Source organism: Collinsella sp. AF11-11 (assembly GCF_003465485.1).
Taxonomy (GTDB): Bacteria; Actinomycetota; Coriobacteriia; order Coriobacteriales; family Coriobacteriaceae; genus Collinsella.
The window spans coordinates 277,871-301,238 of sequence record NZ_QSAS01000002.1; the positions used below are offsets into that span (position 1 = coordinate 277,871).

Annotated in this window: 14 protein-coding genes, 1 tRNA gene and 3 rRNA genes; 14 read left to right on the plus strand and 4 right to left on the minus strand. The window is 59.0% G+C overall.

Annotated elements, in window-relative coordinates:
• Nucleotides 1-14 precede the first annotated feature (14 nt).
• The 14 genes from DWV58_RS02675 (at nucleotide 15) to uvrB (ending at nucleotide 17,033) form a co-directional block, all read left to right on the plus strand.
• The gene (locus tag DWV58_RS02675; RefSeq protein WP_117776096.1) at nucleotides 15-2,375 is read left to right on the plus strand and encodes a bifunctional (p)ppGpp synthetase/guanosine-3',5'-bis(diphosphate) 3'-pyrophosphohydrolase; all 2,361 of its coding nucleotides are present in this window, start codon (nucleotides 15-17) and stop codon (nucleotides 2,373-2,375) included.
• An 84-nt stretch (nucleotides 2,376-2,459) separates the two neighbouring features.
• The gene (locus DWV58_RS02680) at nucleotides 2,460-3,143 is read left to right on the plus strand and encodes an MBL fold metallo-hydrolase (RefSeq protein WP_117776097.1); all 684 of its coding nucleotides are present in this window, start codon (nucleotides 2,460-2,462) and stop codon (nucleotides 3,141-3,143) included.
• 194 nt (nucleotides 3,144-3,337) lie between these two features.
• Nucleotides 3,338-4,204 (plus strand): class II fructose-1,6-bisphosphate aldolase, encoded by an 867-nt coding sequence (gene fba / locus DWV58_RS02685; RefSeq protein ID WP_035137086.1) that lies wholly within the window; start codon nucleotides 3,338-3,340, stop codon nucleotides 4,202-4,204.
• A gap of 256 nt (nucleotides 4,205-4,460) precedes the next feature.
• Complete coding sequence (locus tag DWV58_RS02690) at nucleotides 4,461-5,894, plus strand: transglutaminase-like domain-containing protein (RefSeq protein WP_117776098.1); 1,434 nt, start codon at nucleotides 4,461-4,463, stop codon at nucleotides 5,892-5,894.
• A 39-nt stretch (nucleotides 5,895-5,933) separates the two neighbouring features.
• A tRNA-Leu gene (locus DWV58_RS02695) sits at nucleotides 5,934-6,020 on the plus strand.
• 431 nt (nucleotides 6,021-6,451) lie between these two features.
• Nucleotides 6,452-7,021, plus strand: coding sequence for a translation initiation factor IF-3 (gene infC, locus DWV58_RS02700; RefSeq protein WP_089573296.1), 570 nt, complete (start codon nucleotides 6,452-6,454; stop codon nucleotides 7,019-7,021).
• A gap of 32 nt (nucleotides 7,022-7,053) precedes the next feature.
• Entirely contained in the window at nucleotides 7,054-7,245 is a 192-nt protein-coding gene (gene rpmI / locus DWV58_RS02705; protein ID WP_006234422.1) for a 50S ribosomal protein L35, read from the plus strand.
• 46 nt (nucleotides 7,246-7,291) lie between these two features.
• Complete coding sequence (gene rplT, locus DWV58_RS02710; protein WP_022094123.1) at nucleotides 7,292-7,651, plus strand: 50S ribosomal protein L20; 360 nt, start codon at nucleotides 7,292-7,294, stop codon at nucleotides 7,649-7,651.
• 538 nt (nucleotides 7,652-8,189) lie between these two features.
• Nucleotides 8,190-9,695: ribosomal RNA gene (locus DWV58_RS02715) — 16S ribosomal RNA — on the plus strand.
• A gap of 400 nt (nucleotides 9,696-10,095) precedes the next feature.
• Nucleotides 10,096-13,069: ribosomal RNA gene (locus tag DWV58_RS02720) — 23S ribosomal RNA — on the plus strand.
• 146 nt (nucleotides 13,070-13,215) lie between these two features.
• A 5S ribosomal RNA gene (gene rrf / locus DWV58_RS02725) occupies nucleotides 13,216-13,331 on the plus strand.
• Together the 16S, 23S and 5S rRNA genes form the textbook arrangement of a ribosomal RNA operon.
• Nucleotides 13,332-13,525: 194 nt before the next feature.
• Nucleotides 13,526-14,167 carry a dephospho-CoA kinase gene (coaE, locus tag DWV58_RS02730; protein ID WP_117776099.1) on the plus strand — a complete coding sequence of 214 codons (642 nt, stop codon included), beginning with the start codon at nucleotides 13,526-13,528 and terminating at the stop codon, nucleotides 14,165-14,167.
• Nucleotides 14,160-14,741: a lytic transglycosylase domain-containing protein gene (locus DWV58_RS02735; RefSeq protein WP_117776100.1), complete on the plus strand. Its 582-nt coding sequence runs from the start codon at nucleotides 14,160-14,162 to the stop codon at nucleotides 14,739-14,741. The genes coaE and DWV58_RS02735 overlap by 8 nt, the downstream gene beginning before the upstream one ends.
• Before the next feature lie 51 nt (nucleotides 14,742-14,792).
• Entirely contained in the window at nucleotides 14,793-17,033 is a 2,241-nt protein-coding gene (gene uvrB, locus DWV58_RS02740; RefSeq protein ID WP_117776101.1) for an excinuclease ABC subunit UvrB, read from the plus strand.
• A 65-nt stretch (nucleotides 17,034-17,098) separates the two neighbouring features.
• Here uvrB and DWV58_RS02745 read toward each other — a convergent pair whose 3' ends face one another.
• From DWV58_RS02745 to DWV58_RS02760, 4 genes are all read right to left on the minus strand, one after another.
• Entirely contained in the window at nucleotides 17,099-18,739 is a 1,641-nt protein-coding gene (locus DWV58_RS02745; RefSeq protein ID WP_117776102.1) for an NAD(P)/FAD-dependent oxidoreductase, read from the minus strand.
• A gap of 80 nt (nucleotides 18,740-18,819) precedes the next feature.
• Nucleotides 18,820-20,091: an NAD(P)/FAD-dependent oxidoreductase gene (locus DWV58_RS02750; protein WP_117776103.1), complete on the minus strand. Its 1,272-nt coding sequence runs from the start codon at nucleotides 20,089-20,091 to the stop codon at nucleotides 18,820-18,822.
• Nucleotides 20,092-20,922, minus strand: coding sequence for an Mrp/NBP35 family ATP-binding protein (locus DWV58_RS02755; protein WP_022094864.1), 831 nt, complete (start codon nucleotides 20,920-20,922; stop codon nucleotides 20,092-20,094).
• A 145-nt stretch (nucleotides 20,923-21,067) separates the two neighbouring features.
• Nucleotides 21,068-23,221, minus strand: coding sequence for an LTA synthase family protein (locus tag DWV58_RS02760; protein ID WP_158564508.1), 2,154 nt, complete (start codon nucleotides 23,219-23,221; stop codon nucleotides 21,068-21,070).
• Between the last annotated feature and the right edge of the window lie 147 nt (nucleotides 23,222-23,368).

Sequence of the window (23,368 nt, forward strand, 5' to 3'; positions counted from 1 at the left end):
GGAAGGGGACCTCGATGGATGCCGCAGCCCGTACCGCCCATGATTCCACCCTCCAGCCGTTCTCGGAGATGGAGCACTATAAGCATGCCGATGAGCTGCCGCCCGAGATTATGGCGGACAGCTACGACAAACTGGAGCGCCTGTGCCTCAAATATATGAATGAGGACGACTTTTCTAAGGTGGAGCAGGCCTATTGCTTTGCTGCCGAGAAGCACTGCAACCAAAAGCGCCGCTCGGGTGAGATGTACATCAACCATCCCGTCGAGGTGGCCATCATTTTGGCCGATCTCAAGATGGACTGCGATGTAGTGTGCGCCGCGCTGCTGCACGATACCGTCGAGGATACCGAGACCTCGCTTGCCGATGTTTCCGGCCTGTTTGGCGATACGGTGGCCGAGCTCGTCGATGGCGTGACCAAGCTCACCAACATCGAAGTCGACAGTATGGACGAGAAACAGGCGCTCACGCTGCGAAAGATGTTCCTCGCCATGTCCAAGGACATCCGCGTCATCATCGTTAAGCTTGCCGACCGTCTGCACAACATGCGCACCCTTGCAGCCCTGCGTGAGGACCGTCGCCTGTTTAAGGCTCGCGAGACCATGGACGTGTATGCGCCCCTGGCCGACCGTCTGGGCATGAGCTCCATTAAATGGGAGCTCGAGGACCTGTCCTTCTTCTACCTGGAGCCCGATGCCTACCAGCGCATCGCACGCATGGTGGCGGAGTCGCGCGAGGTCCGTGAGCGCTATCTGGCCGAGACCATCAAGACGCTCACCGACGAGCTCAACCGCATTGGCCTGGAAGACTTCCAGATCAACGGCCGTTCCAAGCACTATTGGTCCATCTACCAAAAGATGAAGCGCAAGGGCAAGGAATTCTCCGAGATCTACGACCTGGTGGCACTGCGCGTCATCACGCATTCGGTGCGCGATTGCTACTCCACGCTCGGCGCGGTGCACACGCTGTGGCACCCCATGCCCGGCCGCTTTAAAGACTATATCGCCATGCCCAAGGTCAATAACTACCAGTCGCTCCACACGACGGTCATCGGCCCCACGGCTCGCCCGCTCGAGATTCAGATTCGAACCTATGAGATGCATGAGCAGGCCGAGTACGGCATTGCCGCCCACTGGCTATATAAGAAGTCGGGCGGATCGTCTGCTTCCAAGACCAATGACGCTCAACGTTTGGACGACCAGATCAACTGGCTCAAGCATTCGCTCGATTGGGCGGCTTCCGACGAGATCACCGATGCCAAGGAATACCTGCATTCGCTGAAGGTCGACCTCTTCGATCAGGAGATCTTTGTCTTTACGCCCAAGGGCGAGGTCATGGCGCTTCGTGCCGGCTCCACGCCGCTCGACTTTGCCTACGCCGTTCACACCGAGGTGGGAAACCATTGCGTCGGCGCCAAAATCAACGGTGCGGTGGCTCCGCTCACGCACGAGATTAAGACGGGTGACCGTGTCGAGATTCTGACTAACAAGAGTTCCAAGCCGTCGCGTGATTGGCTCAAGATCGTTAAGACACCTTCCGCCAAGTCAAAGATCCGCCGCTATTTTGCCGCTGCGACCAAGGACGACGACGCTGCTGCTGGTCGCGATATGCTGGCTAAGGACCTGCGTAAGCGTGGCTATGGCATTTCTACGCCGCGTTCGACGCGTGCGCTCCACGCCGTGGCGGAGCAGTTTAACTTCAAGCAGCTCGAGGACCTGTTTGCCGCCGTCGGCGCCGGCAAGGTTGCCCCGCGCGCTGTGGGCAATAAGGTCGAGCAAATCTTGGACCCCAAGCCCGAGGAACAGCTCACCAAGGCCGAGGCTATCGCCGAGGTCGTGAAGCAGCCTGCTCGCGGCTCCAACCGCAAGCCGCAAAAGCGCGGCAAGAGCGCCAGTAACGGCATTATCGTCAAGGGCGAGAGCAACAGCGGCCTACTGGTCCGTCTGGCTCATTGCTGCAACCCCGTGACGGGCGACGACATCGTCGGCTTCATCACGCGCGGTCGTGGCGTTTCGGTGCATCGCGCCAACTGTCCCAACGTCAAGGGTCTTATGGAGCATCCCGAGCGCATGATCGAAGTGGAGTGGGACGGCGCTGCCGACACCCTCTTCCAGGTCGAGATCGTGGTCGAGTGCCTGGACCGCATGGGCCTGCTCAAGGATGTCACCATTGCCATTGGCGATGCGGGCGGCAATATCCTTTCTGCCGCCACGTCGACCAACCGCGAGGGTATTGCAACCCTGCGCTTTATGGTCGAGATCTCGGACGCGAGTGGTCTGGATCCGCTGCTGGCCTCCATCAGCAGCGTTGACTCGGTCTACGACGCGCGCCGCCTGATGCCCGGTGAGGGTGGAGCCCAGCTTAAGCGCCGCGTTTAGTCGCGACGAACGTGTCACATTATCGATATTCGCTACACTCGAGGCATCGTTTGATGCCTCGAGTTCTATAGAGAGGAGAGGGACATGAGTGCTGTGTCCTTGGATTTAACTCCCAAGGGATCGGTCGAGATCGAGACGCTCGTAAACGGTCCCATTCAGACCAATAGCTATGCTGTTATTTCGGACAATGAGTGCGTGATTATCGATCCCGCATGGGAAGGCGAACGCCTGGTGGAGCATATTCGAGCCGAGCATCCCGGCGTACGCGTGTTTGGCGCCGTATGCACTCATGGCCATGCCGATCATGTTGGTGGTGTTGCAGGCGTGCGAACCACCGTTGGCGAGGGCTGCCAGTATGAGCTGTGTGCTAAGGATGTGGCGGTGCCGCATGCGAACATCGAGGAACAGCGAGCTATGTGGGGCATTGAGACGCCTGACCCCGGGGAGCCGACGCACCTGCTCGCCGAGGGAGATGCTATCAAGGTGGGCGATATCTACCTGCAGGTGATCGAGACGCCAGGGCATACGCCGGGCGGGATCGTCTTGTTTGCCGCCACCGAGCAGGGGAACATTGCCTTTGTGGGCGACACCATGTTTCCGGGTGGGCACGGCCGCACCGATCTTTCTGGAGGAGACGAGGCGGCGATTCTGCGCTCGCTCTCCAAGCTCGCCCGGCTTCTCCCGCCCGATACCGTTTGCCTAACCGGTCATGGCGATTCGACCACCATGGCACGCGAGCTCATGCAGAACCCTTTCATGCAGATTTAGCTTAATAGTCGGCTTTTGAAGCACGAGAAGCGTCCAAACGTCAAGCTATTTTTCCCCAACGGGTCGATTTCGTAGGGCAAACGGTCAAAAAAGTCTGTTTGGACGATATTCGTGAACAAACGAACGTTTATGCTCGGGTGCGCCGTGGTAAAATCTCAGGCGTTATCGGAGCAACCTTACAGGAGGTTTCTTTTATGCTCGTCAACGCAGCAGACATGCTCAAGAAGGCCGAGGCCGGCAAGTACGGTCTTGGTGCCTTCAACACCAACAACCTCGAGTGGACCCTGGCTATTCTCCAGGCCGCCGAGGAGGCCAAGTCTCCGCTGATCCTTCAGTGCACCGCTGGTGCCGCTAAGTGGATGGGCGGTTTCAAGGTCTGCGCCGACATGGTCAAGGCTGCCGTCGAGGCCACGGGCGTTACCGTTCCCGTCGCCCTTCACCTCGATCACGGTTCTTACGAGGACTGCTTCAAGTGCATCGAGGCCGGCTTCACGTCCATCATGTATGACGGCTCTCACGAGGAGACCTTCCAGCTTAACCTCGACCGCACCAAGGAGCTCGTTGAGCTTGCCCACTCCAAGGGCATGTCCATCGAGGCCGAGGTCGGCGGCATCGGCGGCACCGAGGACGGCGTGACCTCCAGCGGCGAGCTCGCTGATCCTGCTGAGTGCAAGCAGATCGCTGACCTGGGTGTCGACTTCCTCGCCTGCGGCATCGGCAACATCCACGGCGTGTACCCCGCCGACTGGGCTGGTCTTTCCTTCGAGCGTCTGGGCGAGATTAAGGCCCAGACCGGTGACCTGCCCCTCGTTCTGCACGGTGGCACCGGCATCCCCGAGGATCAGATCAAGAAGGCCATCTCCCTGGGCATCTCCAAGATCAACGTCAACACCGACCTGCAGCTCGTCTTCGCCAAGGGCGTCCGCGAGTACATCGAGGCTGGCAAGGATCAGCAGGGCAAGGGCTTTGACCCCCGCAAGCTCCTCAAGCCTGGTCGCGACAACATCGTTGCCCGCACCAAGGAGCTCATGGAGGAGTTTGGCTCCGTCAACAAGGCGTAAGTAGCGGTTTAACTTCCCGCCGGAGGCCCCGTTTCCCCTACGCTGTTTCCCTCGCGCTCACCTGGCTTCGCCAGAAGTCGCGCGATGGAATCAGCTCCGGGGAAACGGGGCCTCCTTTGTTAACTTGCTACAGGGTTACTGGTCTGATTTTAGTTATATGGTTACCGTTCAGCGGTGTTGATGGCTCCCTTGTTGGGGCTTTCTTTTTATCTCGCTACAATGGGCTTCAAGCGTTCTAGTGACTTGGAGTTTTGGTATGGCTGTTATTAATGTGCTGCCTTCGGATGGGAAGGTTATTGACGAGGGTCCAGTTGGTTGCTCTGCTGATGTTTGCTGTGATGACTTTCGTCATCTCGATGTTGGACTGCCGCCCGAGATTCTTCGTCTTATGGATGCCGGGTATTTGACGCAGGCTGTTGCTGCCTGCGATCGCCTTTTGGAGCAGAACCCCGAGCCTTCGCTGGCTGCTTGTGTTCGTGCCGAGCGGTATCGCATGCTCGAGACGCCGCTTCATTTTTCGGTGTCGCGCGACCAGGCTATTGCGATGATTCGCGAGGAGTGGCCAGAGTTTACCGAAGAGCAGTTTGATGACCTGATTAATCGTAAGCGTATTGACTGGCGCTTTATCGATGGCGAACTGTTCGTTCTCGACAACTTCCTCGATTCGCTTCGCGTATATCCCAAAGAGGTTCCCGGCATGCGGCCCGATTCTACGGACGGAATAGCACTGCGCAACGAGATGCTCAAGGAGATGGAGTCACAAAACGGATTGGCTCGCGTCATTACGCTTAAAGCGTCCGTGTCTGTCCCCGGCGCTCTGGAAGGGGAGACCGTTCGCGCGTGGCTACCCGTTGCCGTCGCCTGTCGTCAACAGTCTCATATCGAGGTTCTCGATATGACGCCGGAGGGTGCTGTTGCCCCCGCGAATGCTTCGGCGCGTACCGCCTCGTGGTCTTCTTCGAGTGAGCGCTCATTCTCGGTGACCTATCGCTATCAAATTGATGCCGCTTATCGTGATGTCTATGGGGGTGCGCTTCCGGTGCATCCTTGCATGGACGCGCCACTGCCCGTGGACACCTCCGAGGACCGTCCGCACATTGCATTCACGCCGTATCTACAGCAGCTGACAGCCCGTGTCATTGACGGGCTCGAGGATCCGCTCGATCGCGCCCGTGCTATCTATGATTACCTGACGCAGTACATCGACTATCGCTATCAGCCGCCGTACTTGCTTTTGGGATCTATTGCCGATGACTGCGCGCATTCGCTCCGCGGCGATTGCGGCGTTATGGCGCTCACGTTTATCACCATGTGCCGTATCGCGGGCGTGCCTGCCCGTTGGCAGAGCGGCCTGTATGTTGCGCCCGATTCGGTGGGGTCGCACGACTGGGCAGAGTTCTATACGCCGCAGACCGGATGGCTCAACGCCGACGTGTCATTTGGATCTTCTGCTCGCAGGATGGGGGAGGAGTGGCGCCGCCGTCACTACTTTGGCAATCTCGACCCGTGGCGTATGGTGGCCAACAATCGATTCCAGGCAGAGTTTGAGCCCTCTTTCGACGGCATGCGCGAGGACCCTTACGATAACCAGATGGGTGAGGCTTCGGTCGACGGTCGCGGATGCCGTCGGCGCGAGATGCTCCGCACGGTCGAACTCATCGAAATGCTCGAAGTTCCATTTTCGGACTAATCGGTAGAAAGCTGTGATAAACTAACTCACGCATTGCGTGCCCGAGTGGCGGAATTGGCAGACGCAGTGGACTCAAAATCCACCGTTGGCAACAACGTGCGAGTTCGAGTCTCGCCTCGGGCACCATACATGCAAGTGAGCGTTCAAGGGGGTTGCGGCCCCCTTTTTCGTGCCGAACTCGCGTGAGCGCGCGAAGCGTTAAGCAAACAGGCCTGTGGCCTGTTTGTAGCGGAGCGTGGCGAGGGCGCCACGCGCCCGAAGCCCGGGGCTTCGCGAAGCGAAGGCCCTTCGAGTCTCGCCTCGAGCACCATACATGCAAGCGAGCGTTCAAGGGGGTCAAGGTCCCTTTTTCGTGTACGTAATGTGATAACGCGCTGTACGTGTTATTATTCGCAAGGCGTTGTTCCCGCAATGCCCTAAAGAGGAACCTGAGGGTTCCCACCTTTTGGCGCCAATGAGCAGCTGACTGGTCATACAACTTAGATTCCCTTCCTCAAATCGAGGAAGTCTATGTGTACGACCTGGTTGCTGAGAAGCGCCGGGTTATTTTTTTATGAATGGAGGTAGGGAAAATAGCTAAGTCTGATGACACCCGCATCAACGACGAGATCACTGCATCTTCGTGTCGTTTGATTGGCGTCGATGGCTCTCAGCTCGGCCTGTTCGCCATCCGCGATGCCCAGCGCGTCGCCGACGATCAGGGTCTCGACCTGGTCGAGATCGCTCCCAACGCGGAGCCGCCGGTCTGCAAGGTCATGGACTACGGTAAGTTCAAGTACCAGCAGGCCATGAAGGCCAAGGCTGCTCGTAAGAACCAGTCCAAGGTCGAGGTCAAGGAAATGAAGTTCCGACCCAAGATCGACGTTGGCGACTACGAGACCAAGAAGGGCCACGTTCTGCGTTTCCTCAAGAAGGGCGCACGCGTTAAGATCACCATCATGTTCCGCGGCCGTGAGATGGCTCACCCGGAGCAGGGCCTTAACGTTCTCGAGCGTCTCGCCGAGGATCTCAAGCCTTACGCTACGGTCGAGTCCAAGCCTAAGATGGAAGGCCGTAACATGCTTATGCTGCTCGCCCCGATTAAGGGCGCCTTCGATGAGGATAAAGCGGCAAGCGATAGCAAGTAACTAGTGTTCTGTAACCGATTAAGGAGTATTTCATGCCTAAGATGAAGTCCCACAGCGGCACCAAGAAGCGTTTCCGCAAGACTGGTACCGGCAAGCTTATGCGCGCCAAGGCTTTCAAGAGCCACATCCTGAGCAAGAAGTCCACCAAGCGTAAGCGTGGCTTCCGTCAGGAGACCGAGATCGCCGCTGCCGACCGCAAGGTCATCAAGTCGCGTCTCGCCTAAGTTCGCGTTCCCGTTTTTCGTTTTACCGTCTAGGAGTTGATAGAACATGGCACGTATTAAGCGCGCTGTTGCCGCCAAGAAGAAGCGCCGTACCGTTATGCACCGTGCGAAGGGTTACTACGGTGCCGCTTCGCGTACTTACAAGCATGCTAAAGAGCAGGTCCAGCACTCCCTGCAGTATCAGTATCGTGATCGCCGCAACAAGAAGCGCGAGATCCGTTCTCTCTGGATCACCCGTATCAACGCTGCTGCTCGCCTGAACGACATCTCTTACTCTCAGTTCATGCACGGCCTGAAGGTTGCCGGCATCGAGCTCGACCGCAAGGTCCTGGCTCAGATGGCTTACGAGGACATCGAGTCCTTCAACGAGCTGGCTGCCATTGCCAAGAAGGCTCTCGAGGCCTAATAGATTCTCTTGAATCGCTAGGGGAGTGTCGCGTTGTGCGCGGCGCTCCCTCTTTTTATCTGAAGCGCGGTTTACATTGCTAAAAGCGCGGGTAGATAGACACTTACAGGTGACCGATCTCTATATATTTCTAAACCAAAGGGTCATCATCTGATACGTGCGGAAGATCCGCACCAGTCTTTCTATTACCTAAAGAAAGCGATATGTTGTGTAGGACTTGTGAAGAGTGGAATTGACGACCCACAGGGCCCCTCCGGTCTGGCAATATATCTCCTTGCCGCGCGGCCCGGTCGGACCGGATCGGCCGCCAGGCGTGCACCTTGAGAACCGGATACTGCGAGGATGGACACTAACTTCAGTGTCGCATCCGGGCAGACATCGAACCATTTGAAATGGTCTAACTTGGATTTGTTTTTCGCAAGGCCGCCGAGAGGCGGCCCCGAGAAATTCCTTTTCCTATACTAAAACCATATGAATCGAACGGAACCGATCAGCGATGGACTGAGAGGACCGGACGGGCTCGAAGCCCAGAATATTTTGGACGGAGAGTTCGATCCTGGCTCAGGATGAACGCTGGCGGCGCGCCTAACACATGCAAGTCGAACGGCACCCACCTCCGGGTGGAAGCGAGTGGCGAACGGCTGAGTAACACGTGGAGAACCTGCCCCCTCCCCCGGGATAGCCGCCCGAAAGGACGGGTAATACCGGATACCCCGGGGTGCCGCATGGCACCCCGGCTAAAGCCCCGACGGGAGGGGATGGCTCCGCGGCCCATCAGGTAGACGGCGGGGTGACGGCCCACCGTGCCGACAACGGGTAGCCGGGTTGAGAGACCGACCGGCCAGATTGGGACTGAGACACGGCCCAGACTCCTACGGGAGGCAGCAGTGGGGAATCTTGCGCAATGGGGGGAACCCTGACGCAGCGACGCCGCGTGCGGGACGGAGGCCTTCGGGTCGTAAACCGCTTTCAGCAGGGAAGAGTCAAGACTGTACCTGCAGAAGAAGCCCCGGCTAACTACGTGCCAGCAGCCGCGGTAATACGTAGGGGGCGAGCGTTATCCGGATTCATTGGGCGTAAAGCGCGCGTAGGCGGCCCGGCAGGCCGGGGGTCGAAGCGGGGGGCTCAACCCCCCGAAGCCCCCGGAACCTCCGCGGCTTGGGTCCGGTAGGGGAGGGTGGAACACCCGGTGTAGCGGTGGAATGCGCAGATATCGGGTGGAACACCGGTGGCGAAGGCGGCCCTCTGGGCCGAGACCGACGCTGAGGCGCGAAAGCTGGGGGAGCGAACAGGATTAGATACCCTGGTAGTCCCAGCCGTAAACGATGGACGCTAGGTGTGGGGGGACGATCCCCCCGTGCCGCAGCCAACGCATTAAGCGTCCCGCCTGGGGAGTACGGCCGCAAGGCTAAAACTCAAAGGAATTGACGGGGGCCCGCACAAGCAGCGGAGCATGTGGCTTAATTCGAAGCAACGCGAAGAACCTTACCAGGGCTTGACATATGGGTGAAGCGGGGGAGACCCCGTGGCCGAGAGGAGCCCATACAGGTGGTGCATGGCTGTCGTCAGCTCGTGTCGTGAGATGTTGGGTTAAGTCCCGCAACGAGCGCAACCCCCGCCGCGTGTTGCCATCGGGTGATGCCGGGAACCCACGCGGGACCGCCGCCGTCAAGGCGGAGGAGGGCGGGGACGACGTCAAGTCATCATGCCCCTTATGCCCTGGGCTGCACACGTGCTACAATGGCCGGTACAGAGGGATGCCACCCCGCGAGGGGGAGCGGATCCCGGAAAGCCGGCCCCAGTTCGGATTGGGGGCTGCAACCCGCCCCCATGAAGTCGGAGTTGCTAGTAATCGCGGATCAGCATGCCGCGGTGAATGCGTTCCCGGGCCTTGTACACACCGCCCGTCACACCACCCGAGTCGTCTGCACCCGAAGTCGCCGGCCCAACCGCAAGGGGGGAGGCGCCGAAGGTGTGGAGGGTGAGGGGGGTGAAGTCGTAACAAGGTAGCCGTACCGGAAGGTGCGGCTGGATCACCTCCTTTCTAGGGAGATACATTCTTAGAGAGAAAACACTTTAACTCGAATAGAGGGCAGGAGCCCGTCCGGTAGATGTCCGCCAGGATGATTCCCCGCAGCACCCGGTCCCCGGGGTCGCACCCGCGTACCTTGAGAGCCGCATAGCGATAGGAGAGAGATGGAAGATCATTCTTCCAGACTCGATTCTTTTCTGCGATTTATCAGACAGAATGATAGCAATCATTCATCCGATCCAAACAAGAAGAATTCACTTATAAATGAGTGAGGAGCATCTGATCGCGAGCACAGTCAACTACTGTGCCGCGGTATGAGATACCCGAATTGCGACATACGAGCGCTATTCATGATATCGATTAATTTAACTTAATTAGCGACACGTGGATATCCCGCGGGCCCGATGCGGTCCCGCAAGATACCACGGGCGCACGGCGGATGCCTTGGCACAGGGAGCCGATGAAGGACGCGGCAAGCTGCGATAATCCCCGGCGAGGAGCACACATCCTTCGACCCGGGGGTCTCCGAATGGGCGAACCCATCCACAGCAGTGTGGATATCCCCACCCCGAACACATAGGGGTGGGGAGGACAACCCGGGGAACTGAAACATCTAAGTACCCGGAGGAGAGGAAATCAATCTCGAGACTCCCCGAGTAGCGGCGAGCGAAAGGGGACCGATGGCCAAACCGTCGAGCGGGCATACCCGGCAGGGGTTCCGCCGACGGGGTTGCAGGGCCGCGCATCCGGGGGCTGCCGCCCCCGGGCGCAGGTCCGGCTGGGGAGCGGAACGGCATGGGAGGGCCGGCCGCAGCGGGTGACAGCCCCGTACGCGAACCCAGACCGGACGGCGCGACGCGGTCCCTGAGTAGGGCCGGGCACGTGAAACCCGGTCCGAACCTGGGTGGACCACCATCCAAGCCTGAGTACTACCCTGTGACCGATAGCGCACCAGTACCGTGAGGGAAAGGTGAAAAGCACCCCGGGAGGGGAGTGAAACAGTACCTGAAACCGTGCGCCCACGAGCAGTCGGAGCACCCTTGTGGTGTGACGGCGTGCCTTTTGTAGAATGAGCCAGCGAGTCGCTGGCGCGGGGCGAGGTTAACCGAAAGGGAGCCGGAGCGAAAGCGAGCCTTAACAGGGCGACTTGAGTCCCGCGCCGCGGACGCGAAGCCGGGTGAGCTATCCGTGGGCAGGCTGAAGCGGGGGTAAGACCCCGTGGAGGGCCGAACGCACGTCGGTTGAAAACGGCGGCGATGACCTGCGGATAGGGGTGAAAGGCCAATCAAACCCGGAGATATCTCGTTCTCCCCGAAATAGCTTTAGGGCTAGCGTCGCGCGTTCACCGCCGGAGGTAGAGCACCGGATGGACGAGGGGGCTTCGCCGCCTACCGAATCCAACCGAACTCCGAATGCCGGCGGCCCAGAGCGCGGCAGTCAGAGCATGTGGGCTAAGCTGTGTGCTCGAGAGGGAAACAGCCCGGACCGCCCGCTAAGGTCCCCAAGTTCCAGCCGAGTGGCAAAGGATGTGCGTCCGCCCAGACAACCAGGATGTTGGCTTAGAAGCAGCCATCCATTCAAAGAGTGCGTAACAGCTCACTGGTCGAGTGGACATGCGCCGACAATACACGGGGCTAAGCTGGACACCGAAGCGGCGGGATTTTGATTTTCAGAATCGGTAGGGGAGCTTCCCATGGGCGGGGAAGCCGCCGGGCGACCGGCGGTGGAGCGCATGGGAGTGAGAATGCTGGCATGAGTAGCGAGAGACGAGAGAGTAACTCGTCCGCCGTGAACCCGAGGTTTCCTGGGCAAGGCTAATCCTCCCAGGGTCAGTCGGGGGCTAAGGCGAGGCCGGTAGGCGTAGCCGACGCGCAGCAGGCAGACATTCCTGCACCGCGCACGCGGCGCTACGACCGACGGGGCGACGGATGGGGGTGGCTCGGCGGGGTTCTGGACGTCCCCGTGATGGAGCGCGGCCCGCGGACCAGGGAAATCCGGTCCGCACGAGGGCGAGGCTCCGGACGAAGCGACTGAGCGAAGCGAGTGAGCCCGAGGTCCCTAGAAAAACCCCTAGGCAGGCGCGTGCGCGCCCGTACCGCAAACCGACACAGGTGGGTGGGTAGAACATACCGAGGCGATCGGGTCAACCATGGTCAAGGAACTCGGCACAATGGCCCCGTAACTTCGGGAGAAGGGGTGCCCGCGCGTACGTGAACCGGCTTGCCCGGGGAGCGGAGGCGGGCCGCAGTGGAGAGGCCCAAGCGACTGTTTACCAAAAACACAGGACTCTGCAGAAGCCGCAAGGCGACGTATAGGGTCTGACGCCTGCCCGGTGCCGGAAGGTCACGCGGAGGAGTTAGCGCATCGCGCGAAGCCCCGAAGCCAAGCCCCGGTAAACGGCGGCCGTAACTATAACGGTCCTAAGGTAGCGAAATTCCTTGTCGGGTAAGTTCCGACCTGCACGAAAGGCGCAACGACTTGGGCGCTGTCTCGACCATGGACCCGGTGAAATTGCACTGGTCGTGAAGATGCGACTTACCCGCGGAAGGACGGAAAGACCCCGTGAACCTTCACTGCAGCTTGGCATTGGCCGCTGGTCCCGCGTGTAGAGGATAGGCAGGAGGCACAGATCCGGAGGCGCCAGCCCCCGGGGAGCCGCCCTTGGAATACTGCCCTCGCGCGACCGGCGTCCTAACCCGAGGCCGTCAACCGGCTCGGGGACCGTGCCAGGCGGGCAGTTTGACTGGGGCGGTCGCCTCCTAAAGGGTAACGGAGGCGCGCGAAGGTCCGCTCGGGACGGTCGGCAACCGTCCTTTTGAATGCAAGAGTACAAGCGGGCTTGACTGCGAGGCCCACAAGCCGAGCAGGTGCGAAAGCAGGCTCTAGTGATCCGGCGGCCCCGAGTGGGTGGGCCGTCGCTCAACGGATAAAAGGTACTCCGGGGATAACAGGCTGATCTTGCCCAAGAGTCCACATCGACGGCAAGGTTTGGCACCTCGATGTCGGCTCATCGCATCCTGGGGCTGGAGCAGGTCCCAAGGGTACGGCTGTTCGCCGTTTAAAGCGGTACGCGAGCTGGGTTCAGAACGTCGTGAGACAGTTCGGTCCCTATCCTCCGTGGGCGCAGGAGAATCGATGGAGGCTGCCCCCAGTACGAGAGGACCGGGGTGGGCGCACCTCCGGTGAACCGGTTGTCGACCAACGGCACGGCCGGGTAGCCGCGTGCGGCGCGGATAACCGCTGAAGGCATCTAAGCGGGAAGCCGTTCCAGGGATTAGTTCTCCTTCCGGTAAGGGCCCAGGTAGACTACCTGGTCGATAGACGGCAGGTGCAAGGGCGGCGACGTCCTCAGCCGAGCCGCACTAATCGCCCGAGCTCTTCCGGAACCGCACCTCGCGGCCCGCGGGACTGAGCGCTCATGCGCGCGGTCCGGGCACGAGGATGCCCCCGAGTCACCTCCCCTATGCGCCATGCGGCCCCCAGGGCACGTAGATGAGACCCAGGACACCGTAACGGTGGGCGCCGCCCACCGGTCAGCGGCCAGAGCATGGGGGGCACGCCCGGTCCCGTTCCGAACCCGGAAGCTAAGCCCCATCGCGCCGAGAGTACTGCGGGGTCAGCCCGTGGGAGGCCAGGGCGCCGCTGACCGGTGGACGGCACCGAGCCGTACGCTTGACTTGAAGAAGGGGGAGGCCTCGCGGCCTCCCCCTTTTTTGCGTTTTATAGAGAGCTGTAATACAAGAACTCGCCTTCTTTTAGCTTGTCTTACTGTTTGGCTGTATTTTGAGTCCTTCTTTTGTATTTGCGCGATAATAACTCCCATTGGCGTTAGGGAGGACTTGATGTTTACCGTTTTTGTCTTGGGCAATATTGCTTCGGGTAAGTCGACTGCCTGCCGCTATCTCGAATCTCATGGCGCCATGCTTATCGATCTGGACGAGCTTGCCAAATCGCTGTATGTGCCAGGCTCCGATATCGTCAATGCCCTCGCGGAAGAATTTGGCTGGGATATTTTGGACGAGGAGGGCGGCGTTCGCCGTAACATCCTCGCTTCTCGAGCTTTTGTTTCTCCTGATGCGGTCGCGAGGCTCAATAGCATTGTGCACCCCGTTCTCATTGAGCAGCTGTCACTGAGGATTCTTGATCCGGTTTGCTGCACGGTTTCGTCCCCCCGTTATCCCTTTGCGGTTGTCGAGGTTTCTGCCCCGACTGGTTTTGAGGATGCTTTTGGCCTGGCTGATGAAATTCTGGTTATCAGCGCTCCTTTAGCAGTTCGTCGCGGGCGTGCTATTCATCGTGGTATGGAGCCCTCTGATTTTGATGCGCGTTCTGCATGCCAACCTGATGAGGCTTCGCTTTGCAATCTCGCTACGACGGTAATCGATAATGCGGCGGGCGACAACTCGCTCTTTGAACAACTGGACGCTTGGCTTGTGCGCCATGGCTTCGGGGATGTAGTGGATAAGGAGGAGGCCGATGCCTAGGACACGTTTCTTTACGTGGTATCGCGTGGCGCCACTTGCCGTTGTGTTCGTCTTTGGCCTTATTTCGCTCGTCTACTCGTATGCTCCTGCCGCTTTCTTTAAGCCTTTGTATCCGATTGACTACGAGGCGTACGTAAAGCAATCGAGCATTTCGCACAATCTTGATCCGTATCTGGTGTGTGCTGTCATAAAGTCGGAATCGAATTGGGATCCTGAGGCCGAGTCGAATCAAGGCGCTCGGGGATTAATGCAACTGATGCCCGAGACTGCCCAGGATATGATTGCCAAAGGTCTTGTCGATGGTAGCGAGTATTCAGCCGACAACCTTAACGATCCCGCTACGAACATCGAGTTTGGCTGTGCGTATCTTTCGTATCTTCTAACGTATTTCAACGGGTCGACGGATAGCGCTATTGCCGCATATAACGCCGGCATGGGCAATGTGGATGGTTGGGCGCAGCAGAGCACCTCGCTTCACAATGCGATTACCTTCCCCGAGACGCAGGCTTATCTGATTCGCGTCAATAATGCCTGGGTTCGCTATAAGACGCTCTATCCCGATCGGTTCGTATAGGACTAAGCCCATCTCCTGCGTATACTGCAGATGTATGAGTTAGGAGTATCCATGACGGAATTTGAAGTAGAACGCGTTGGTGGTGAACTTAAGCGCTTTGGCGTTGAGGGCGCTGAGGTGCCGTTTGAAGTCGTTTCTCCCTATGAGCCTGCAGGTTCTCAGCCTAAGGCCATTGAGTCGCTTGTGCAGGGTGTGAGGGACGGAGATCGCTATCAGGTTTTGCTGGGCGTGACTGGTTCGGGCAAGACCTTCACGATGGCTAAGACTATTGAGGCCCTGGGGAAGCCGACGCTGGTCATGGCTCCCAATAAAACGCTCGCCGCTCAGCTTGCGAGCGAGCTCAAAGAGTTCTTTCCCAACAACGCTGTGGTCTACTTTGTCTCGTACTACGACTACTATCAGCCCGAGGCGTATGTGCCGCAAAGCGATACATATATCGAGAAAGACTCCTCGATTAACGAAGAGGTCGAGATGCTGCGCCATCAGGCGACCGCGTCACTGCTCTCTCGACGCGATGTGATCGTCGTCGCATCGGTCTCGTGTATCTATGGCATTGGCTCTCCTGAGGACTATGCGGGTCTGGCTCCAAACGTCGACAAGAAGGTGCCGCTCGAGCGCGATGACTTTATCCATGCACTTATCGACATTCAATATGATCGCAATGACTATGACCTGGCGCGCGGCACGTTCCGCGTGCGCGGCGATGTTGTCGACGTGTATCCGCCTTATGCCGAGCATCCGTTGCGGTTTGAGTTCTTTGGCGACGAGGTCGAGCTGATTACCGAGATCGATGAGGTTACCGGTGAGATGCTTCGTGAGTACGAGGCCATCCCCGTATGGCCGGCATCGCACTACGTGACCGAGAAGCCGAAGGTCAAGGCGGCTCTGAAATCGATCAGCGAAGAGTGCGAGAAGCGCGTGGCGGAGCTCAAGGCGACTGATAAGTTGCTCGAGGCGCAGCGTCTGCAGCAGCGCACCGATTATGATCTTGAGATGCTCGAGACGATGGGTTTTTGCAACGGCATCGAGAACTACTCGCGTCATCTGGACGGTCGCAAGCCGGGTGAGCCGCCGTTTACCCTAATCGATTACTTTCCCAAGGATATGCTCTGCATCATCGATGAGAGCCATGTGACGGTGCCGCAGATTCGCGGCATGCACGAAGGTGACCGCTCGCGTAAGGTGACGCTGGTGGAACACGGTTTTCGTCTGCCCTCGGCGCTCGATAACCGCCCGCTTCGTTTCGATGAGTTTGAGGCGAGGATTCCCCAGTTCATCTATGTTTCGGCCACGCCGGGCGACTATGAGCTGCGGGTGAGCCAAAACGACGTTGAGCAGATTATTCGTCCGACCGGTCTGCTCGACCCCAAGATTGATGTGCGTCCGGTTCGTGGGCAGATTGACGATCTTGAGGACGAGATTCGCGAGCGCGTGGTGCGCAAGGAGCGCGTACTGGTGACCACGCTCACCAAGCGCATGGCCGAGGACCTGACCGACCATCTGCTTGATGCCGGCATTAAGGTCAATTACATGCACTCCGATACAGCGACGATGGACCGTGTCGAGATCCTGCGAACGCTGCGCGAGGGAAAGATCGATGTTCTCGTTGGCATCAACCTGCTTCGCGAGGGCTTGGATCTCCCCGAGGTCTCACTGGTGGCAATTCTCGATGCCGATAAGGAAGGCTTCTTGCGCAACCGCCGTTCGCTGATTCAGACGATTGGCCGCGCGGCCCGTAACGCCGATGGCGAAGTCATCATGTATGCAGACGTTATGACCGATTCGATGAAAGAGGCCATCGAGGAGACGCAGCGCCGTCGCGAGATTCAGATGGCATATAACGAAGAGCATGGCATTGTGCCCAAGACGGTGCGCAAGGCCATCAACGACATCTCAAGTTTTATTGCCGAGGCCGAAAAAACCGTGGGTTCCAAGGGACGCTCGAAGGGCGACTCTCTTGGCCATGGCGCATTCTATACGCCCGATGAGTCGGGCGAGGGTGGCGTGCCGGAAACGGTGGCGCCCGAGCAGACACTTGCGGAGCAGTTGGAAGAACTGCCGCATGACGAGCTCGTGCGGATCGTCGAAACCATGGAAGAGGATATGCGTAACGCTTCTGCTGCCATGGACTTTGAGGAGGCGGCGCGCCTGCGCGATGCCATCGTTCAGATTCGGGCGATGCTCGAGGGTGCGTCTGAGGACGAGACGATCGAGCGCTTACGTTCGCAGGCCCGCAAGGGTTCCACGTTCGCATCGGGCAGAAAACGCCAGGGTGCACGGTTTAAGAAATAGTGAACAGGCCCCGAGTTCCCTGTGGAGCTTGGGGCCTGTGTCTTTTGCGCGCTGGAATTCGTGCGTTAGAGGTCTGCGATCAGGGCTTCGGCACAACGGATGCCGTCGGTGGCTGCGCTCATGATGCCGCCGGCATATCCAGCTCCCTCACCACAAGGGTAGAGGCCCGGGGTCGACACGGCATGGCACGTTCGGTCTCGGGTGACAGTGACCGGTGAGCTCGAACGAGTCTCCACGCCGGTAAGAACGGCATCGGGGCGGTCGTAGCCGCGTAGCTTTTTTCCGAGTAGGGGAAGTCCCAGGCGGAGCGACTCGACGATATGCTGCGGCAGGGCTTCGTCAATTGCCGTCCAGGTCACACCGAGCGGATAGGTGGGCTTTACCTTTCCGGGCGCCTTGCTGGCGCGTCCTGCGAGGAAATCTCCGACGAGTTGTGCCGGTGCGTTCCAGTTGGAACCGCCCAGGCGATAGGCGGCCGCCTCGCAGGCACGCTGGAGCTCGACGCCGGCGAGCGGGTCATCGTTGGGAAGGTCCTCAGGCGTGACGTTAACGAGTAAGGCGGCATTTGCATTGCGTCCGTCGCGGGCATTGAGACTGGCGCCGTTGACGCACAGGTGGCCCTGCTCGGAAGAGGCGGCGACAACCTGCCCGCCGGGGCACATGCAAAACGAGAACACGCTGCGGCCGTTGGGAAGATGGGCGACGAGCTTGTAAGGGGCTGCTCCGAGGGCAGGATGTCCCGCCGAGGCTCCGTATTGGACTCGGTCGATGTCGCGCTGCGGATGCTCGATGCGAACGCCCATGGCAAAGGTCTTTTGTGCGAGGGCCACGTTGTGGCCCTTAAGGAGCTCAAAAATATCGCGAGCAGAATGCCCGCAGGCGAGGATGAGGTGCTTTGTCTCGATTGGCTCGCAAGCGGCGTCTTGGGACGATTGGACATCAATACCGGTGATGGCGCCAGACGCGTCGATGCGAATGTCGACGAGCTTCGTTCGATAGCGGACGACACCTCCGAGCTGCTCGATGCGCTGGGATATAGCGGTGACGACCGTGGGAAGGATGTCGGAGCCAATGTGCGGCTTGGCATCCCACAGAATATCGCGGGGCGCGCCCGCCTCGACGAAGGTTTCGAGGATAAGGCGATGGGCGGGATTTTTGGTTCCCGTATTGAGTTTGCCGTCCGAGAAGGTTCCCGCGCCGCCCAGGCCAAACTGGATATTGCTCTCGGGGTCGAGGATGCGCTCCTTTAGAAAGAGGTCGATCGCCTGCGAGCGGCGAAATGCCGGGTCGCCGCGCTCGATGAGCAAGGGCTTAAGACCTGCTTCGGCGAGCGTAAGCGCAGCGAAAAGGCCGGCGCATCCGGCGCCGACAACGACAGGGCGTTCTTGAGGCGCGTCGGAGGCGGGGGAGGGGAATGAAGGCTCATCGTCTTCTATCGCGCGTACGCGCGAGCGGTCACGCTCGGCAACGCTGTCGACCGCTTCTCGCTCGAGGTGGGGACTAGTCAGCTCAACACGAAAGCTCAGGATAAAATGGACGTCTCGTTTTTTGCGAGCGTCGATTGACTTGCGGTGGAGCTCGATGGACTTGATCTCGGAGTCCTTGCAACGTAGGACGCGCTTGGCGACTCGCTTGCCAACAATGAGACAGGCATTTTCATCGCCGGCTTCATCGAGCGACGCGTTGACTTGGGTGATTTCGATCATCGAGGTCTCCTTAGAGGCAAGAAAGAGGCCGTCCGGTATCCCAGACGGCCCGAATGTGTTTTTGATTATAGACTGCGCGGCTACAGGCTGCTTGCAGCGCGAATGCCCGAGAGCCAGGCCCACGCAAGGTTAAAGCCTCCGCAATCGGCGTCGATGTCGAGCGCTTCGCCGCAGACGTAAAGCGGGGCGTCGACAACGCTGCGCGCGCGTAGACTGGGTGTTGAGATGCTCTCGACAGATACGCCACCACGCGTGACCTGCGCCGAGCGCTCATCGGTCGTCCCCTCGGCAAACAGCTTAAAGTGCTTGAGGATCGAGACCAGATGGATGACATCGTTGGAGCCTGGATGGCACTGCTCGAACGCTGTGCAGACGACGCGGGAGAGTTGCGGGGCGAGCATGCCGTCGAGCCAACGGGGATCGCGGGGTGAAAAGTCACCGAACAGCTCAACGCGCCGGTTGAGCATATCGAGCAACTCGTCTTTGGAGAGGTCGGGGAAAACGTCGAGCAGGATCGTATCGCCGTGCTGGATACGACGAGAGAGGTTGAAGACAGCGACACCCGAGATACCGAAGGTTCGAAACAGCACTTCACCGTCTTCGTGCCAGAGCTCATTATGATTGCGGGCGAGCGTCAAGCAGGCGCGGACGCGCAGGCCATCCAACGTCTTGAGTGCCGCTCGATCGCCAACGACCGTTGCCGATACGGGACAGAGGATGGGGCGCAGCGAAGTGAGGGGAAGGCGAAACGTATCGGCGATACCGGTGGGGTTGCCGCCCGTAGCGATAATTACGGCATGTGCCTGCAGGGCCTCGTTCTTGCGAGGGACATCGGCGAGCGCCTTCCGAAGCGAGCGGAGCTCCGATTTTCGGTCGTCGTGCTTTTTTGCCTTGAGCGCCCGCGCTGGACGGTCTATTTGGAGTGCCCAGCCTTCGGAAGCTTTGTGCGCCGTGGCAACGTTGGCTCCGCAGATTAAGGTGATACCCAGGCGGTCGCAAACGTTGAGAAGCGCGTCGCGCACCGATTCGGCGCGAAGGGAGCGCGGGTACAGCCGGCCTTCCTCGGAGGTTGTCATGATGCCCAGCGAGGAGAAGAAGCCCATAAGCTCTTGTTCGGGCTGGGGGCCCATGACGGATTCGACGAATGCGGGGTGGTTATACCGCTGAGGATCAATCGATTCGTTGGAGAGGTTGCAACGGCCGTTACCGGTCGCAAGGAGCTTGAGGCCGCAGGCGACATCGCGCTCAACGATGCAGACGCTTTTGCCAGCGCGTGCGGCCGTAATGGCGGCGGCGAGGCCTGAAGCCCCGCCGCCGATTACCAAGACGTCATAGAGGGCGCTCGCGTTCACTTAGGCCTCGTCGGTCTCGTGCGGGGTAATAGCCTCGACGGCAGAGACTGCCTTGGGCAACATGCCATCGGGCAGCGCGGTCTCGACCTCGCCCTTATCGCAGGCCTCGGCGAGTGCCGGATTAATGGGAAGCTGGCCCAAGATGTCGAGGTTATAGCGCTCTGCGACCTCGGGGAGCTTGCTCTTGCCAAAGACCTCGATCTTCTTGCCGCAGTCGGGGCACTCAATATAGCTCATGTTCTCGACAATGCCCAGAATGGGGACGTTCATCTTCTCGGCCATGTTGACCGCCTTGGCGACGATCATCGAGACCAGATCCTGCGGGCTCGTGACGATGACGATGCCGTCGACCGGCAGCGACTGGAAGACGGTGAGCGCGACGTCGCCTGTTCCCGGAGGCATGTCGACCAGTAGGTAGTCGATGGGGCCCCACGAGGTCTCGCTCCAGAACTGCCTAATGGCGCCTGCGATGACCGGACCGCGCCAAAGGACGGGGTCGGTCTCGTTTTGGAGCAGCAGGTTGGAGCTCATGACCTTGACGCCGTGCTCGGAGATTTCGGGCAGCATAAGGTTGCCAAGGGCATGGACGTGGCGTCCACTCATACCGAACATCTTGGGGATAGAGGGACCGGTGATGTCGGCATCGAGGACGCCGACCTTGTGGCCGTGACGGGCAAGCTCGGTGGCGATGGCACCGGTGACAAATGACTTGCCGACACCGCCCTTGCCGGAAAGCACGGCGATGACGCGCTTGACCTCGGACAGCGTGTTCTCCTCAAATTGCGACGGCGACGTTTGTCCGCCGGCGGCCTGTGCGTGTTCGCAACCCATGTATGACTCCTTTGTATATGCTGGGGCCGGGGCCCCGCGATGTGACACGAGCGTCATTGTACCCTCGTTTGCGAGCGGGAGTCATTTGCGATGCGTTTGGGCCGAGCGTGCTTGCAATACGATGGGCCCAAGCGAATGGGCGGGCTTACTGAACTTTGCTGGCGAACTCGAGGTATTGCATGCGCTGCAGCTTGTCGATCGTCGAGGCGTAGGGGCTGTCTTTCGATTCCAAGTCGTAGCGCAGCCCGTCGGCACCGAGATAGCCGGCGACATTGATGGTGGGCACATCTGACCTTGTCGCAAGCAGGGCCTTTTGGTAATTGGTGAGCGGGGCGCCGATCTTATTAAGGGTAATGGCTGCAATCTCGTTTGCCCCGACGGTGTCGTAGACGTTGAGCTCGGTATTGCCGGCGATCTCATAGTTAGCCCAGACGAGATATGTCGACTGATAGATACGGAAAGCGTGGCTTGCCGTATCTTCCTGAGGGTACAGCTCGTCGTTGAGAGTCGTTGCGGCGCTCGGCTGATGGTCGCCAAAAAAGACAAGAACAACCGGTCTGCCGATATTGCGGAGCTCGTTGATAAAGTACTCGAGGTCCCGGTCGGATGCGTTGATGCAGGTGAGATAGGTGTTGAGCGCGCTGTTGGCACCCTCACTGGCTCCCTCGACCCAATAGTTTGTCAGCTCTTCGGCGGGAACGGTGCCATAGTCGTAGCCGCCGTGATTTTGCATCGTGACGTCAAAGATGAACTGCGGGGCTTCGTTAGTTCTAAGCAGGTCGAGTATCTTGTCGTAGGTGGCGTAGTCGCATACGCCGGCATGGTAATAGGGCGCACCTTCGAAATCGCCGATTGAAAGAAAGTCTCCAAAGCCCAGCTGCTGATAGATTTTATCTCGATGGTAGTTGACGGGGTTTTGCGGGTGCATAGCGGTAGCGGTATACCCAAGCTCTTTAAGGTCCTTTGCCAGGCTGTTGACGCCATTCATCTGATACAGCTGATAGGGGATTTTGCCTAATCCGACAAAGGCCGTTGTCGCTCCGGTCAAAAATTCGAATTCGGAGTTCGCCGTTCCGCCACCGGCGACCGAAGCGAGCATGGTGCCGCGAACAAGTGTGTCGGGAAGCGAGTTGTAGAATGCGGGGCCGGTGTACCCGTCCGTCTGGAGCTGCTCAAAGCACGAAAGGTCGCTAAAACTCTCGTTCATGACGGCAACAATCGTCGGCTTGATTTCATTGAACTGGGCAACGGCCGCCGCGCGCTGTTCGCTCGAGCCATATGTGCTGTCGTAGACGGCGGCGAGCTCCTGCTCGATGCTCTGCGCCTCATCGGGCGTATAGTCTTTGGGCTTCTCAATGGGCAACTCGTTGACCATTTCGGTGAACGAAGTGATAAAACCCTGAGACGCATACGTGGTGATGGGCTGCCAACGGTCAAATCCAAAATCCAGCGCCTGCTCCAAGTCGATGTTGGAAAAGCCTGAGAGCCCCACAACGGTCACTAGCAGAAAAGCACAGAGGTTAGCGGCGATAGCGGGGAAGACATGGGTGGGCGTACGGAGCTTTCGCGGTCGGATGAGCGAAAGAAGCCCCAGGGAAATCTCCAGCAGGGCGAGAGAGGTTACGATTCCGGCGGTAAAGGTAAACTCGTATCCCTCGCTCACTTCCATTGCGGTGCCAAGGGCCAAGATATCGCTTGGCAGGATGGCTTCGCCTTTAAACGTTATGACGAAGTGCTCGGCAATGCCAAGGATGCAGCAGACGACGGGCACGAGGGCCATGACGCCTCCATGACGCTGTCCCAGCAAATAAAGGGAGAGCAGAACCGTCGCGAGCAGCCCGACGGAAAACCCGAATGAGTTGGCGGGAATGCGATAGAACGTTTCGTTGCAGGCAATTTCGAGTGAAACGAACGAGAGCGCTGAAACAGCGGCGATGACAAGGATGTCACGGCAAATACAGGCAACCGTTCCCGTCGCAAGGTCGGTTTGGTCGATAAGTCCCGAAACCAAGGGCTCGACAAGAAGCATGACGGCGGCAGCACCGAGCGCCGAATAAGAAAGGACCCATAGAGAGCTGCCCTCATTTACGAGCAATTGATTCGTAACCCATGCAGCTGCCACGCCGAGCGGGATGAGGAGCGTCGCGCACCAAAAGACGCGGGCAATGGGTGGCTTTTCGTTGCGTTTGATTGAAAAATACACGCGCACGACGACGGCGGCCACGATAAGGACGGCGATGAATATGGGCAGATTGGCCATGTCGCTCGAAGTGATTTCAAAGGGGATATCTTCGGTCATGGACGTTCCTCTGTTACAGCAAATTAAGTTCAGTATTAGATTACTGTAACCTTTCCACGGCATTTCGAGAAACAAAGCGCCCGATACGCAAAGCTAAAGGTCTGCGAATCTTGTATTACGAACATCTGTGCGCGTCGAGTGCGCTAA